Origin of the sequence: Streptomyces sp. NPDC001852 (genome assembly GCF_042891825.1) — a bacterium.
Classification (GTDB): Bacteria; Actinomycetota; Actinomycetes; order Streptomycetales; family Streptomycetaceae; genus Streptomyces.
Map to the genome: position 1 here is coordinate 1 of NZ_JBIATN010000030.1, position 12,623 is coordinate 12,623.

The window sequence follows — 12,623 nt, forward strand, 5'->3', positions numbered from 1 at the left end:
GACACCACCCTGCGCGCGGCAGCGGTGGACTCCGGCTACATCAGTGCCAAGGACTTCGACCGCATCGTCAAACCCGCCACCATGGTCGGCCGGACATAGCGCAGCCGCCAGAGCCCCCGACGGAGGCCGGAGCCGGACCACGGCGTCGGCCATCTCGCCGGCCTGAGCGATCCGTCCATTGCCGTACCTGGCCGGCCCCGGCTGTTACGCGACGGCCCATCCGGGTACGCGTCTGCGCACTGAACGGATAAGTGCGCGGACAGGCACTCACGAGAGCGCGGGAAAGGGTTCAGTCCCCAGGTCACGGACTCGGCAACTGAACTCTTTCGGTCCTCCGACACTGTGGAGGTTGACATGCAGCGAGGCAGTGACCGGCTGAGCGTCCACCGGGACGACGAGATGAAGCACGAGCTAAGGGGCCTGCTGAGGTCCGGACACCCGACGCGCGTGGAGGAGTGGCACGATCCGGAGCCGGCTGCGGACGACGACCCGGAGGTGTGGAGCGGACCCGTCGGCGGCCTGGGCTCACCGGCGTCGCTGGAGCGGATGCGGTCCGAGCTGGCCCGCACCCTGAGCCGCGGCTCGTTCCCGGCGACCGCCCGTGACCTGGCCCGGACGCTGCGTCGGCACAGCGCGCCGACCCCACTGGTCGACGCGGTGGCCACCCTGCCGCACTCGGCGCGCTACGAGAACGTGCAGCAGTTGGCCGAGGCGCTGGCGGGAGGGGCATGAGGCGGGGCCGGGCAGCCGATGTCGCGCGGGGGGCCGGCGCGGCTGCGACAGCGCCGGCGCCCGCCGTCGCCCGACTGTCCGGCCGGGATCGGCCTCGCGATCGGCTGTGCGAGGTGCTGCCGTACGGCGAGGAGCCGATGCGCTGCCGGCGGGCGGCCCGGGAACGGAAAGGAGATCGAGGATCATGCGGATCGCGTTTTTGGTGGCACCGCAGGGCGCCGAGCAGGTCGAGCTGACCGAGCCCTGGAAGGCGGCCTCCGACGCCGGGCACGAGCCGGTGCTGGTGTCCACGAAGCCGGGAGAGGTCCAGGCGTTCGACCACCTCGACAAGGGCGACACGTTCGACGTGGACGAGGTGGTGGGAGAGGCGTCGGTGAACTCGTTCGGCGCCCTGGTGCTGCCGGGCGGGGTGGCCAACCCGGACTTCCTGCGGATGGACGACAAGGCCGTGGCGTTCGTGAAGGACTTCTTCGAACGGGGCAAGCCGGTCGCGGCGATCTGCCACGCGCCCTGGACGCTGGTGGAAGCGGACGTCGTACGGGGCCGGGTGCTGACCTCGTGGCCCAGCCTCAGGACGGACATCCGCAACGCGGGCGGCACCTGGGTGGACGAGCAGGTGAAGATCTGCGACCACGGCTCCAACCAGCTGGTGACCAGCCGCAAGCCGGACGATCTCAAGGCGTTCTGCGACGCGTTCCTGCACGTGTTCGCCGGCGAGCCCGGCTGAGCCCGCCCGTTCCCGTGGACGGCCGGCCCGCGCGGGCCGGCCGTTCCGTGTGCCCGCCCGGCGGCTCAGGTGCCGGACGTCTCCGGAGTAGCCGCCTCGCCGCACCGCCGTTCCCGGGCGCCCTCTCGGGTGCGGCCCGCGCTGACCAGGCGGCGCGGGTGGCGGCGCAGATACTCGCCCTCCAGCTGCGCCATGCGCTCGTTGTGGGTCCGCAGCGCGTCGTTCGAGCCGTACAGGAGGGTGTCGTGGCGCGTGCGGTGGATCGTCTCCAGCTCCTTCATGAGCTGCTGGTCGTCCAGTCCGCTGGGGTCGACTCCGGTCATGTGGTGCCCCGCTCGTCGTGTCCGTGTCCTCGGGTCCCGGCCCGGGTACCCGCCCCGCAGGCACTGCCCGAGGGGTTTCCGGGAGGAATACATGCTGCTCGCGTTCCTGAATCCACTGTACGAACATCCGGGGTCCTGGGCCTCCGCATACGCCGACACCTCGCTGCACACGGAGGACCAGGGAAGCTCTGCAGGACCGTGCGGTGGAGACGTCGCGCGGCAAGGACAGCAAGCTGCTGCCGCAGGAAGTGGAGGAGATACGCGCCGAGCACGTACGGCAGCGGATCCTGGCGGAGGTGGACCGGTTCCGGGCGGCGCGGACGGCCGGACGAGGAGCGCCGGGCGGCGGCCGTCGATGGGCTGCCGCAGCTGATCGAGGCGGCCCGTGAGCACCGCCTGGCCGAGCTGCTGATCCGCCCGGACGCGCCCGACACGCGCCGCGAGGTGTGGATCGGCGAGGACCCGGACCAGCTGGCGGCCCGCCGTGACGAGCTGCGGGCCCTCGGCGAGCAGCAGGCGTGGCCGGCCCGGGCCGACGACGCGCTGGTGCGGGCGGCCGTGGTGACGGACGCACCGGTGGTGTCGCTGGCTCCGGTGCTCCAGGACACGGGCGCGGAGGTCGCGCCGGGCGGTATGGGGGCACTGCTTCGCTGGCGGTGACCGACTCAGTACGGCCCGCACCCCCACGGCGAGACGCGCTCCGGCCGAGCCCGCCCGGCAGGGCCTAGCGGACCCGCTCCACCCGGCGCTCGTCCCAGACCGGTTCCGGCGTCTCTCGGACGCGGCCGTCGGCGCCGAAGACCAGGTAGCGGTCGAAGGAGCGGGCGAACCAGCGGTCGTGGGTGACCGCGAGGACCGTGCCCTCGAAGGCCTCCAGGCCCTCCTGCAGGGCCTCGGCCGACTCCAGGTCGAGGTTGTCGGTCGGCTCGTCCAGCAGCAGCGCGGTGGCGCCCGCCAGCTCCAGCAGCAGGATCTGGAAGCGGGCCTGCTGGCCGCCGGAGAGCCGGTCGAAGGTCTGCTCGGCCTGCAGGGTCAGCTCGTATCGGCGCAGCCGGGACATGGCGGCGCCGCGGTCCTGGGAGTGCTCCTTCCACAGGATGTCGAGCAGGGTGCGGCCGTGGAGTCCGGGGTGCGCGTGGGTCTGCGCGAAGTGCCCGGGTACGACACGTGCGCCGAGCTTCCACTCCCCCGTGTGCGCGACGTCCTCGCCGGCCAGCAGGCGCAGGAAGTGCGACTTGCCGGAGCCGTTGGAGCCGAGGACGGCGACCCGTTCGCCGTAGAAGACCTCCAGGTCGAACGGCCGCATGAGGCCGGACAGTTCGAGTCCCTTGCAGGTGACGGCCCGCACGCCGGTGCGGCCGCCCTTCAGGCGCATGGTGATGTCCTGCTCGCGCGGCGGCTCCGGCGGCGGGCCGGCCTCCTCGAACTTGCGCAGGCGGGTCTGGGCGGCGGCGTACCGGGAGGCCATCTCGTGGCTGACGGCGGCGGCCTGCCGGAGGTTCAGGACGAGCTTCTTCAGCTGGGCGTGCTTCTCGTCCCAGCGGCGGCGCAACTCCTCGAAGCGGGCGAAGCGTTCGCGCCGGGCCTCGTGGTACGTGGCGAAGCCGCCGCCGTGCACCCAGGCGTCGGCGCCGGCCGGACCGGGCTCCACGGAGACGATCTTCTCGGCGGCACGGGCGAGGAGTTCACGGTCGTGGGAGACGAACAGGACCGTCTTGCGGGTCTCCCGCAGCTGTTCCTCCAGCCACCGTTTGCCGGGCACGTCGAGGTAGTTGTCCGGCTCGTCCAGCAGCAGCACCTCGTCGGTGCCGCGCAGCAGCGCCTCCAGCACGAGGCGTTTCTGCTCGCCGCCGGAGAGGGTGCGCACCTGGCGCCACTGGGCGCGCTCGTAGGGCATGCCGAGGGCCGCGGTGGTGCACATGTCCCACAGGGTCTCGGCCTCGTACCCGCGTGCCTCGGCCCAGTCGGCGAGGGCCTGCGCGTAGGCCAGCTGGGCGGCCTCGTCGTCGACGGTCATGATGGCGTGCTCGGCCTCGTCGACCGCCTTTGCCGCCGCGCGGATGCGGGGCGGGGCGACGGACACGAGCAGGTCCCGTACGGTCGTCTCGTCCCGTACGGAGCCCACGAACTGGCGCATCACGCCTAGGCCGCCGCTGACGGTGACGGTGCCGCCGTGCGGCTTCAGCTCGCCGGAGACCAGCCGGAGCAGGGTGGTCTTGCCGGCGCCGTTCGGGCCGACCAGGGCGACGGCGGCGCCTTCCCCGACCCGGAAGGACACGTCCCCGAGCAGGGTCCTCCCGTCGGGGAGGTGGTACTCGAGGTGCGCGGCTTCCAGATGTCCCATGGGAAGGCATTCTCCGGGGCGGCCCGGGTGACGGGCAAACGGTTATGACCGCCCCGCCGTGTCCACCGGCTCCCCCGTCGGCCCCGCCTCTCCCGTCGGCTCCACCGAAGTGCCCTCCCAGGACAGCGCCTTCCAGCCGTCGGAGGGGGAGCCCTCGAGGACGACCACGCCGGTGTTGCCGAGGGGGCGGGCGGCGGCGAAGGGGACGTCGACGTTGTGGGCGCGGGCGGCGGTCCACAGGCGGATCGCGGCGCCGTGGCTGACCATGGCGACCGTGCCGGCGCCGCTCGCGGCGGCCTCGGCGATCACGGCGTCGTACCGGGCCAGGGCCTGGTCGCCGCTCTCCCCGCCGGGGATGCACGGCGCGGTGTCGCCGGCCGCCCAGGCGAAGATCGTTCGCATGTACGCACGGCCCTCCGTGGACTCGCCGGGCAGCATCTCCAGATCGCCGGCGGACACCTCGCGGATGCCGTCGCGGACGATCACCTCAAGACCCCGGGCGGCGGCCAGCGGGGCGGCGGTGAGCTGGGTGCGCAGCAGCGTGGAGGCGTACAGGGCCTCGATGTCCTCGTCGGCGAGCGCCTCGGGCAGGGCGGCGGCCTGCGCCTCGCCCAGCGGGGTCAGCGCGGGGCCCGGCACGCCGGTGTCCAGCAGGTGGCGCACGTTGGACGGGGTCTCGCTGTGGCGGACGAGAAGGAGGCGCATCCGGGGGAATCTCCTCACGGGCCGGCGGGCGTCCGGCGCAGACCGGCACAAGAAACGGGCACTTCAGGGTAACCGGACCTCATGAACCCGGACCCGGACCTGGACCTGACCGACCTGAGCCCGACCGACCTGAGCCCGACCGGCCCGGACCCGACCGCCCGCTCGGTCGGCCGGAGCGTGCTGTGCCGGCTGCTGAACCTGGACGGCCGGCTGTTCGAGGCGGCCGCCGCCCGGCACTGGCCGGGCGCCGAGCAGGTGCTGCCCCGTCTCAGCCGCGGCGCGAACCACGGGGTGCTGTGGTTCGCGACGGCCGCCGCGATGGCCGCGAGCCGCACCCCGAGGGCCCGCCGGGCGGCCGTCCGGGGCCTGGCCTCCCTCAGCGTGGCCTCGCTGGCCATCAACACGATCGGCAAGCGCTCGGTGCGCCGGGCCCGGCCGGTGCTGGACCCGGTGCCGCTGGTGCGGCAGCTGAAGCGGCAGCCGATCACCACGTCCTTCCCGTCCGGGCACGCCGCGTCGGCCGCCGCGTTCGCGACCGGGGTCGCGCTGGAGTCCCCGGCGTGGGGCGCGGCGGTGGCGCCGGTGGCGTTCTCGGTGGCCGCCTCCCGGGTGTACACGGGTGTGCACTTCCCGAGCGACGTGCTGGCCGGGGCGGCCCTCGGCGCGGGTGCGGCCTTCCTGACACGGCGGCTGGTGCCGACCCGTGCCCAGGTGCGGCGCCGGTCCCGGGCGCGTGCCGAGGCACCCGCGCTGCCGGAGGGGGACGGTCTGGTGATGGTCGCCAACCGGGCCTCGGGGACGGCGGACCGGGTGCGCGCGCTGCACAACGCCCTGCCGCGGGCGGAGATCGTCCAGTGCGCGCCGGAGGAGGTCGGCGAGGAGCTGGCGAAGGCGGCGACCCGCGCCCGCGTCCTCGGCGTGTGCGGCGGCGACGGCACGGTGAACACTGCCGCCGGGATCGCCCTGCGGCACGGTCTGCCACTCGCGGTGCTGCCCGGCGGCACCCTCAACCACTTCGCCCTCGACCTGGGCGTGGAGGACGAGCGGGATCTGGCCCGTGCGGTCCGGCACGGCGAGGCGGTGCGGGTGGACGCGGCCCGGTATGTCACCGGTGAGCGCGAGGGCCTGTTCCTGAACACCCTGAGCCTGGGCGTCTATCCGGAGCTGGTGCGCGTGCGCGACCGCTGGTCGCACCGGATCGGTGGCTGGCCGGCCGGGCTGCTGGGCGCGCTGCGGGTGCTGCGCGCCGACGGGCATCCGCTGGAGGTGGAGCTGGGTGGTGCACGGCGGCCACTGTGGCTGCTGTTCGTCGGCAACGGCGTCTACCACCGCATGGGGCTCGCACCCGGCCGCCGTACCGATCTCGCGGACGGGCTGCTGGACGTGCGGGTGGTGCACGGCAGCCGCCGGCCCGCGTTGCGGCTGCTGGCCGCGGCCGCCGCCGGCCCGCTGACCCGTTCCCCGGCGCACGCGGCGGTGCAGGTGAACCGGCTCCGGCTGACCGGTGTCACGCCGGGCACCCCGCTGGCGTACGACGGCGAGGTGACGGCCGCGTCGGGCGAGGTGACGCTGGAGAAGCTGCCCGGCGCGCTGACGGTCTACCGCCCGCTGCGCTCCGCACATTGACGGCCGGCCAGGACCGGACCCGTCGTAGCGTCAGTCCACATTTCGAAACACCGGTCTCATTATTCGGCATACGCGCGTACGGTGATCCGTAACAGCGGCGACGAAGCTGAAGGGGAACAGCCATGCCGAAAGCGCAGGAGACCGCCGTCTACACGCACGGGCACCACGAGTCGGTGCTGCGGTCGCACACCTGGCGGACCGCCGAGAACTCCGCGGCCTATCTGCTCGGCTCCCTGAAGCCGCACATGAGGATCCTGGACATCGGCTGCGGGCCGGGCACCATCACGGCCGATCTGGCGGAACGGGTTCCGGACGGCCGGGTCACCGGTGTCGACCACGCGCCGGGCATCCTGGAGCGGGCCCGGGCCACCGCGGCCGGGCGCGGTCTGACCAACGTGGACTTCGCGGTCGCCGACGTGCACGCCCTGGACTACCCGGACGACACCTTCTGCGTGGTGCACGCCCATCAGGTGCTGCAGCACGTCGGGGACCCGGTGAGGGCGCTGCGCGAGATGCGCCGGGTGACGAAGCCGGGCGGGTTCATCGCGGTACGTGACGCGGACTACGCGGCCATGACCTGGTACCCGGCGGTGGAAGGCCTGGAGGACTGGCTGGACCTGTACGAGCGGGTGGCCCGCGCCAACGGCGGCGAGCCCGACGCCGGACGCCGGCTGAAGGCGTGGGCGCTGGCCGCCGGGCTGACCGACATCACCGCCACCTCCAGCACCTGGACCTTCGCCACGCCCGAGGAGCGGGCCTGGTGGAGCGGTCTGTGGGCGGACCGCACCCTGGCGTCCACCTATGCGGAACGGGCGGTGCGGAGCGGTCACGCGACGGAGGAGGAACTGCGGGCCGTGTCCGGGGCGTGGCGGGAGTGGGGGCGGCGGGAGGCCGGCTGGTTCGCCGTCCTCCACGGCGAGATTCTGTGCCGCAAGGAAGCCTGATCCGGGAAATTCGGGAAACCCGGATTGCAGGAGGTGGAATTATGGTTCCCATTCTGCTGGTACTGCTTCTGGCGCTGATTCTTTTCGGGGCCGGTTTCGCAGTGAAGGTTCTATGGTGGATTGCACTGGCGGTGCTGGTCGTCTGGCTGCTGGGATTCCTGGTCCGCAGCACCACCGCCGCCGGCGGCAGGGGCCGTTGGTACCGATGGTGACGTGAGCTAGTGCCCCGGCAGGCAACGTTTGCCCGTCAAGGAGCGGCGTCCGGTGCGTGCTCTCGGCGTGCCGGGTGCAAGTCCTCGTACTGGACGTACTTGGGCTTGTGCCCGGTGCGGCGAGAGTGCGTGCCGGGCGTCGCGACGGGGCGAACGTTGCCTGTTGGGGCACTACTCGCGGGGAAGCAGCGGTCCGAGCGGCCCGAGGTCCAGATTGAGGTCCTCGGGCCGCAGTCCGTAGCGCTCGCGCAGTTCGGCCATCCGCTCCTCCAGGAGCATCAGGGTGAGCCCGATCCGCTCCTCCTGCTCCTCGGTCAGGCCGCCCGTGTCGAAGCGGCGCACGGCCTGCCGTTCCATGAGCTGCCGCAGCAGTTCCACCACCGTGAGCACCAGTTTCACCAGGTCGCGCTCGACCGTGTCGGGCTCCAGGTCGAGCCGGTTGCGCGGGGTCACCTGTCCTCCTCCGTCACGCCCTTCGCGAAGGGGCCGGGAAGCACCTCGAAGGGAGAGGGCACCGCCTCGTTCACCGAGCTGATCAGCGCGTTGAGATCGATGCGGACCAGGTCGACGTCCGCGATCCGCAGGGTGATGTCGCCGGTGATGACGACGCCGCCGGCCAGTAGCCGGTCCAGCAGGTCGACGAGTGCGACCTCGCGCCGTTCGACGACGGTCACGGCGCCGCCTCCCCGACGAACGAATAGGCGGCCCAGGGGCCGGTGAGTTCCACTCGGATTCCGGGTGCCTCGTCCTTTGTGCGGTCCACCATTTCCACGAATTCCTCGGAATGCGCGCGCGGTACCAGATAAGCCGCATTGAGAAGGTTTCGGCCGGATTCCGTGGAAAGCGCGGAATTCTGGGGGGCGTGCAGCCGGGAATCCTCGGCGTGCCGGGAGAGCCGCTCGTGCAGAGACCGGGCGAACGCCTCGGCCTGTTGCCACTGTTCCTCGTGCGCGTGGGTGCTCTCGCGGCGGCGGCGCAGATAGTCCCGGCCGCTCGCGGGCTTCTCGGCGACCGCGGGCACCGGCTCGGCGGGCTCGGACTCCAGGTACAGCTTCACGCCCCACTCCACCCGGCCCTCCAGCCGGTCGAGGGTGCGCCGGAAGTCGTCCTCGCGGGCCTCGATCATGGTGCGCACCCCGCTGCAGTCCCGGAAGACGGTCCCGAGGCGGAGCGGCAGCGGCGTGGTGACCGTGGTGAGCGCGTCGATCACGCCTTGGTGCGCGCGGGCGGTGGCGGACAGCCAGTCCAGATTCTCCAGGTGCGCCTTGAGGGCCTGCTCGCTGAAGTCCCCCTCCGGTACCTGGCTGACGACCGCGACCAGACCATGGTGGTGCAGCAGGGCCGGCGGCGCGCCGCCGACCCCTGTGAGCTGGGACTGCAGGGGCGTGTCGAAGGGGCGGCAGACGGCGTACACGTACCGCAGTCCGGTCATGGTGCCTCCTTCGGCGCGCGGCCCGGCTCCAGCTCCTCCAGCCGGGCCAGCCGCTCTCTCAGCTCGGCGTTCTCGCGGGTCAGCTCGTCCCGGCGGGCCCGGGAGGACAGAGCCGGGTCACTCTCCCACCAGTCGATACCCATCTCCTTGGCCTTGTCGACCGAGGCGACGATCAGCCTCAGTTTGACGGTCAGCAGTTCGATGTCGAGCAGATTGATCCGGATGTCACCCGCGATCACCACACCCTTGTCGAGCACGCGCTCCAGGATGTCGGCGAGGTTGGCTCCACCGCCCTGACCGTACGGCTCGGGGAACCGGCTGGGCGTCGTCATCGACGACTCCCGCGTTCGGCGTACTCGGGCTCCTCTTCCTCGTCCTCGTACTCCTCATCCCCCTCGGCCTCGTCCTCGTACCGGCCCTGCTCCTCGTCCTCGTCCTCCTCGGGCTCCTCCTCTTCGCCTTCTTCCTCCTCCTCGGCCTCGTACTCCTCCGGTTCCTCCTCGTCCTCGTAGGGCTCCTCGCCCTCGTCCTCGCCGCGGGGCTCCTCGGACTCCTCCTCGGACTCCTCCTCGGCCACCGCGTCCTCGTGGCTGCGGACGACCTCGCCGTCGGAGATCTCGCCGCGCCAGCCGTCCTCGGCCTCTCCCTTCAGGGTGATGAACCGGGCGTAGTGCTTCAGATCCAGCCTGACCCGCCGGCCCTGGGCGCGCCACAGATTGCCGGTCTTCTCGAACAGGCCGCTCGGGTAGTACTCCATGACCAGCAGCACCCGGGTGAGGTTCTCGCCGAGCGGGTGGAAGGTGACGACGCCCTTGGTGCTGCCCTTCGCGCCCTCCGACGTCCACTGGATGCGGTAGTCGGGTATCTGCTCGGTTGTGTGCGCCTTCCAGCTCCGGCTGGACCAGAAGATCTTGGCCTGCCAGTCGGAGTCGGTGTCGGTGGCGCGACTGGCGCTCTTGACCCCCTTGGCGAAGGTGGAGAAGTCCTGGTACTGGGTCCACTGGTCATACGCGGTGCGCAGCGGCACGCCGACGTCCACCGACTCCATGATGACGGTCGGCTTGTTACCGGCCCTGCCCTTCTTCTTGCCCTTGCCGCCTCCGAGGTTCTTGACCGCCTCCGTGACGTTGTCCTTGACTTTCGAAGCCCCCAGTTCCAGCGCGGAGCGCAGCGGCCCCTTGCCCTCGGCGAACTTGCGGCCCGCGTCGAGCGCCAGCTTGGCGAAGCCGGGGCTGTTGCCCTCGGCGATGTCGTTGAGCTTGACGGTGGTCTCGCCGAGCTTGTGGCCCAGGCCCGAGAGCAGCCGCTCGGCCTGGGCGGCCAGGTACTCCTGGGCCTCGGCCTTCAGCCGGTCGGCGGCCTCGCTGTGCGCGAGGTCGGTGAGGGGGTTGTCCTGCGCGGCTTTCCCGGCCCGGCCCGCCGACGAGGTCGCGGATTCAAGGATGTCGGTCATCGGTCATCGCCGCCCTTCGATGAGCCCGCCCCACGGCTGCCGGCCGTCTTCTTCCCGGCCGAGCCGGTCTTCCGGGCCGCCGCCTTCTTCGCGGGGGCCGTCTTCTTCACCGCGGTCTTCCGGGCGGCGGAGGCCTTCGTCGGGGCCTTGCCGGTCGCCTTCTTGCCGGAGGACTGCCGCCGGCGGGCCTGGCGGTCGTGTTCCTCCCGCTCGTTGCCGCCGCCTTCCCCCCGCGTCTCGCGGTCCGGCTCGTCGTCCTCCGGCTCCTCATCGGAGCCGGCCTCGGGCAGTGCCCCGGACAGGCCGTCGCGGACCTGGGCGGTACGGTCGTGCAACCGGTCGGCAAGCGCACCCATCTGCCGCTCGACCATGGCCCCGGACGCGGCCTTGCCGACGCCCCGGAGGTCCTCGCGCAGCTGGTCGCCGATCTCCTTGAACTGCGGATTGTCCCTCAGCTGCTGCCGGGCCATCGTGGCGAGCGCCCCGGGGCCCAGGTTCAGCTTCTTGCCCGCGACCAGGGAGCCGACCGCGAGCGCCATTTTCAGCTTCTTCGTACGTCCCAGGAGGTATCCGGCCCCTATGGCGAGGCCCAGTGCGGTTCGGTTCATCTTCACGTCTCCTCGCCAGTGGTACGCCCGGAGCGCATGCCTGACTCCAGCCGGTCGAGCAGTTCGTCCTCGCGCCGGTCGAACTCCTCCTCGGTGATCTCTCCCGCCTGAAGCTGCTCTTCGAGACGGGCGAGTTCGGCCCGGACGGTGGCGGGGTCGTAGTAGATCCGCTCCGCCTCGCGGAGCACCTGCCGGATCGCCCACGCGCTGCCGCGCACCGGTGCGAACGGCAGCAGCAGTACTTCACCGATCAGTCCCATGGGCTCCTCCTTCCATCCGGGCCCGCCAGGTCACCGCGCTCCGCTGTCCGCGGCGGAGGGGCCGGTCGCCGGCTCGGCGGGGCCGGGCTCGACGAAGCTGTACGGGGGCAGCGGGCCGTTGACCCGCAGTTCCAGGTGCGGACGGTCGACGCGGACCTGCTCGACCGCGGCCAGGAAGCCCTCGGCCTCGTCCCGGGGAACCAGGAACGAGACGTTGAGCAGCCAGCCCGTGGACTGCGGCCCGGCGCTGACCGCGGCGGCAACGGGCTCCAGCCGGGCCTGGACCTCGGCGGCGTCCTCGGCCTCCTTGGCCTTCACGGCCGCCGCGACCATCTCGCCGAGGCGCAGCTTGTCGTCGTAGCTGCCGCCACCCGCCCGCCGGTTGTCCTCAACCAGGGTGCGGAGCTCGGTGTTCTCGGCCATCACGCGGTGCAGGACGGCCTCCTCGACGTGGTTGACCTTGACGTTGTACTCGACCTTGCCGTCCAGCGCCTTCAGTCGCTCCAGGTAGTGGTCCGCGCGCTCACCGAGCACCTGCGTGACGGTGTCGTCGTCGGTGGCCACGTTCCCGAACCGCATGGGCAGCACGCACCCGGCCGCGCCGGTCTCGGCGAGCACGTTCTGGTGCGCGAGCAGGTCACGCCGCTTGGGCCGCAGCCCCTCGGGAGCGTCGCTGACCACGGCGGCCAGCTCTCCGGCGGTGAGGACCCGCACCGGGTGCGGTGGCTCGCCCACGCCGGTCATGCCCTCGGGGAGGGCGGGATGCGAGCGGGCGGTGATCCCGTAGACGTAGGTGCTCACTCCTGCTCCTCCTTCCTCCGGACCGGGGCCTTACGGGCGCGGGACCGGCCCTCACCCTCCTCGCGGGCCTGCTTGAAGGCGTCGGAGATGGTCTCCGCCGCGCCGGTCAGCGCACCCTTGGACTTGCCGCGGGCACCGGACTCGGTGACCTCGCCGACGAGGTCGGGCAGGCCGGGGCTCTTGTGAGGTCCGGCCTCCAGGTCGAGACGGTTGCACGCCTCGGCGAAGCGCAGATACGTGTCGACGCTGGCCACGACGACGCGGACGTCGATCTTCAGGATCTCGATGCCCACCAGGGAGACGCGCACGAACGCGTCGATCACGAGTCCCCTGTCCAGGACCAGCTCGAGTACGTCGTAGAGGCCGCTGGTGCCGCCTCCGCCTCCGGCTTGCTGTGCCGGGACAACAGTCATACCGGCCGTTCCTCCTCCTGAGTGGTTCGGTGTCACGGTGGGC

Annotated in this window: 17 protein-coding genes and 1 pseudogene; 6 read left to right on the forward strand and 12 right to left on the reverse strand. The window is 72.0% G+C overall.

From position 1 onward, the window contains the following. Positions 1 to 354: 354 nt before the first annotated feature. Positions 355 to 732: a DUF2795 domain-containing protein gene (locus ACFYZB_RS36825; RefSeq protein WP_388765902.1), complete on the forward strand. Its 378-nt coding sequence runs from the start codon at positions 355 to 357 to the stop codon at positions 730 to 732. A 184-nt stretch (positions 733 to 916) separates the two neighbouring features. Then, positions 917 to 1,459 (forward strand): type 1 glutamine amidotransferase domain-containing protein, encoded by a 543-nt coding sequence (locus ACFYZB_RS36830; protein ID WP_351214757.1) that lies wholly within the window; start codon positions 917 to 919, stop codon positions 1,457 to 1,459. Between the two features lie 65 nt (positions 1,460 to 1,524). Here ACFYZB_RS36830 and ACFYZB_RS36835 read toward each other — a convergent pair whose 3' ends face one another. Continuing rightward, positions 1,525 to 1,782, reverse strand: coding sequence for a DUF6158 family protein (locus ACFYZB_RS36835; protein ID WP_351214759.1), 258 nt, complete (start codon positions 1,780 to 1,782; stop codon positions 1,525 to 1,527). A gap of 173 nt (positions 1,783 to 1,955) precedes the next feature. Here ACFYZB_RS36835 and ACFYZB_RS36840 point away from each other — a divergent pair. Further along, positions 1,956 to 2,442: pseudogene (locus ACFYZB_RS36840) on the forward strand (hypothetical protein); the annotation flags it as partial. 64 nt (positions 2,443 to 2,506) lie between these two features. On the opposite strand, the gene ACFYZB_RS36845 reads toward ACFYZB_RS36840, so the two are convergent. Both ACFYZB_RS36845 and ACFYZB_RS36850 read right to left on the reverse strand, forming a co-directional pair. Continuing rightward, on the reverse strand, positions 2,507 to 4,126 hold the full coding sequence (locus ACFYZB_RS36845; RefSeq protein WP_388765905.1) for an ABC-F family ATP-binding cassette domain-containing protein: 1,620 nt from the start codon (positions 4,124 to 4,126) through the stop codon (positions 2,507 to 2,509). A gap of 42 nt (positions 4,127 to 4,168) precedes the next feature. Next, positions 4,169 to 4,831, reverse strand: a complete 663-nt coding sequence (locus tag ACFYZB_RS36850; RefSeq protein WP_388765907.1) for a histidine phosphatase family protein — start codon at positions 4,829 to 4,831, stop codon at positions 4,169 to 4,171. An 81-nt stretch (positions 4,832 to 4,912) separates the two neighbouring features. On the opposite strand from ACFYZB_RS36850, the gene ACFYZB_RS36855 reads away from it, so the two are divergent. The 3 genes from ACFYZB_RS36855 to ACFYZB_RS36865 all read left to right on the forward strand — a co-directional run bounded on the left by ACFYZB_RS36855 (position 4,913) and on the right by ACFYZB_RS36865 (position 7,613). Next, complete coding sequence (locus tag ACFYZB_RS36855) at positions 4,913 to 6,457, forward strand: bifunctional phosphatase PAP2/diacylglycerol kinase family protein (protein WP_388765909.1); 1,545 nt, start codon at positions 4,913 to 4,915, stop codon at positions 6,455 to 6,457. A gap of 122 nt (positions 6,458 to 6,579) precedes the next feature. Further along, entirely contained in the window at positions 6,580 to 7,401 is an 822-nt protein-coding gene (locus tag ACFYZB_RS36860) for a class I SAM-dependent methyltransferase (RefSeq protein ID WP_388765910.1), read from the forward strand. Positions 7,402 to 7,442: 41 nt separating this feature from the next. Further along, a complete protein-coding gene (locus ACFYZB_RS36865; protein WP_208897785.1) occupies positions 7,443 to 7,613 on the forward strand; it encodes a hydrophobic protein in 171 nt (56 codons plus the stop codon). A gap of 171 nt (positions 7,614 to 7,784) precedes the next feature. Here ACFYZB_RS36865 and ACFYZB_RS36870 read toward each other — a convergent pair whose 3' ends face one another. Genes ACFYZB_RS36870 through ACFYZB_RS36910 form a run of 9 tightly spaced genes read right to left on the reverse strand, consistent with a single transcriptional unit; the run spans position 7,785 to position 12,580 of the window. Further along, on the reverse strand, positions 7,785 to 8,066 hold the full coding sequence (locus ACFYZB_RS36870; protein WP_351214769.1) for a gas vesicle protein K: 282 nt from the start codon (positions 8,064 to 8,066) through the stop codon (positions 7,785 to 7,787). Further along, positions 8,063 to 8,287, reverse strand: coding sequence for a gas vesicle protein (locus ACFYZB_RS36875; RefSeq protein ID WP_351214771.1), 225 nt, complete (start codon positions 8,285 to 8,287; stop codon positions 8,063 to 8,065). Before ACFYZB_RS36875 ends, ACFYZB_RS36870 begins: the two co-directional genes overlap by 4 nt. Beyond that, entirely contained in the window at positions 8,284 to 9,045 is a 762-nt protein-coding gene (locus ACFYZB_RS36880) for a GvpL/GvpF family gas vesicle protein (RefSeq protein ID WP_388765912.1), read from the reverse strand. The genes ACFYZB_RS36875 and ACFYZB_RS36880 overlap by 4 nt, the downstream gene beginning before the upstream one ends. Continuing rightward, the gene (locus ACFYZB_RS36885; protein WP_351214775.1) at positions 9,042 to 9,377 is read right to left on the reverse strand and encodes a gas vesicle protein; all 336 of its coding nucleotides are present in this window, start codon (positions 9,375 to 9,377) and stop codon (positions 9,042 to 9,044) included. The genes ACFYZB_RS36880 and ACFYZB_RS36885 overlap by 4 nt, the downstream gene beginning before the upstream one ends. Next, positions 9,374 to 10,498 (reverse strand): SRPBCC family protein, encoded by a 1,125-nt coding sequence (locus tag ACFYZB_RS36890; protein ID WP_388765915.1) that lies wholly within the window; start codon positions 10,496 to 10,498, stop codon positions 9,374 to 9,376. The genes ACFYZB_RS36885 and ACFYZB_RS36890 overlap by 4 nt, the downstream gene beginning before the upstream one ends. Further along, positions 10,495 to 11,106 (reverse strand): DNA primase, encoded by a 612-nt coding sequence (locus ACFYZB_RS36895; protein WP_388765917.1) that lies wholly within the window; start codon positions 11,104 to 11,106, stop codon positions 10,495 to 10,497. The genes ACFYZB_RS36890 and ACFYZB_RS36895 overlap by 4 nt, the downstream gene beginning before the upstream one ends. 2 nt (positions 11,107 to 11,108) lie before the next feature. Further along, positions 11,109 to 11,366, reverse strand: coding sequence for a gas vesicle protein GvpG (locus tag ACFYZB_RS36900; RefSeq protein ID WP_388765919.1), 258 nt, complete (start codon positions 11,364 to 11,366; stop codon positions 11,109 to 11,111). 30 nt (positions 11,367 to 11,396) lie between these two features. Then, positions 11,397 to 12,167 (reverse strand): GvpL/GvpF family gas vesicle protein, encoded by a 771-nt coding sequence (locus ACFYZB_RS36905; protein ID WP_388765920.1) that lies wholly within the window; start codon positions 12,165 to 12,167, stop codon positions 11,397 to 11,399. Continuing rightward, positions 12,164 to 12,580 (reverse strand): gas vesicle structural protein GvpA, encoded by a 417-nt coding sequence (locus ACFYZB_RS36910; protein WP_388765922.1) that lies wholly within the window; start codon positions 12,578 to 12,580, stop codon positions 12,164 to 12,166. Before ACFYZB_RS36910 ends, ACFYZB_RS36905 begins: the two co-directional genes overlap by 4 nt. Between the last annotated feature and the right edge of the window lie 43 nt (positions 12,581 to 12,623).

Excerpts from the sequence above, each read along its gene's own strand:
- ACFYZB_RS36890 (WP_388765915.1), bottom strand. The coding sequence starts at position 10,498 with ATGACCGACATCCTTGAATCCGCGACCTCGTCGGCGGGCCGGGCCGGG.
- ACFYZB_RS36845 (WP_388765905.1), bottom strand. The coding sequence starts at position 4,126 with ATGGGACATCTGGAAGCCGCGCACCTCGAGTACCACCTCCCCGACGGG.
- ACFYZB_RS36900 (WP_388765919.1), bottom strand. The coding sequence starts at position 11,366 with ATGGGACTGATCGGTGAAGTACTGCTGCTGCCGTTCGCACCGGTGCGC.
- ACFYZB_RS36835 (WP_351214759.1), bottom strand. The coding sequence starts at position 1,782 with ATGACCGGAGTCGACCCCAGCGGACTGGACGACCAGCAGCTCATGAAG.
- ACFYZB_RS36910 (WP_388765922.1), bottom strand. The coding sequence starts at position 12,580 with ATGACTGTTGTCCCGGCACAGCAAGCCGGAGGCGGAGGCGGCACCAGC.
- ACFYZB_RS36865 (WP_208897785.1), top strand. The coding sequence starts at position 7,443 with ATGGTTCCCATTCTGCTGGTACTGCTTCTGGCGCTGATTCTTTTCGGG.
- ACFYZB_RS36825 (WP_388765902.1), top strand. The coding sequence starts at position 355 with ATGCAGCGAGGCAGTGACCGGCTGAGCGTCCACCGGGACGACGAGATG.
- ACFYZB_RS36895 (WP_388765917.1), bottom strand. The coding sequence starts at position 11,106 with ATGAACCGAACCGCACTGGGCCTCGCCATAGGGGCCGGATACCTCCTG.
- ACFYZB_RS36830 (WP_351214757.1), top strand. The coding sequence starts at position 917 with ATGCGGATCGCGTTTTTGGTGGCACCGCAGGGCGCCGAGCAGGTCGAG.
- ACFYZB_RS36855 (WP_388765909.1), top strand. The coding sequence starts at position 4,913 with ATGAACCCGGACCCGGACCTGGACCTGACCGACCTGAGCCCGACCGAC.
- ACFYZB_RS36880 (WP_388765912.1), bottom strand. The coding sequence starts at position 9,045 with ATGACCGGACTGCGGTACGTGTACGCCGTCTGCCGCCCCTTCGACACG.
- ACFYZB_RS36860 (WP_388765910.1), top strand. The coding sequence starts at position 6,580 with ATGCCGAAAGCGCAGGAGACCGCCGTCTACACGCACGGGCACCACGAG.
- ACFYZB_RS36885 (WP_351214775.1), bottom strand. The coding sequence starts at position 9,377 with ATGACGACGCCCAGCCGGTTCCCCGAGCCGTACGGTCAGGGCGGTGGA.
- ACFYZB_RS36850 (WP_388765907.1), bottom strand. The coding sequence starts at position 4,831 with ATGCGCCTCCTTCTCGTCCGCCACAGCGAGACCCCGTCCAACGTGCGC.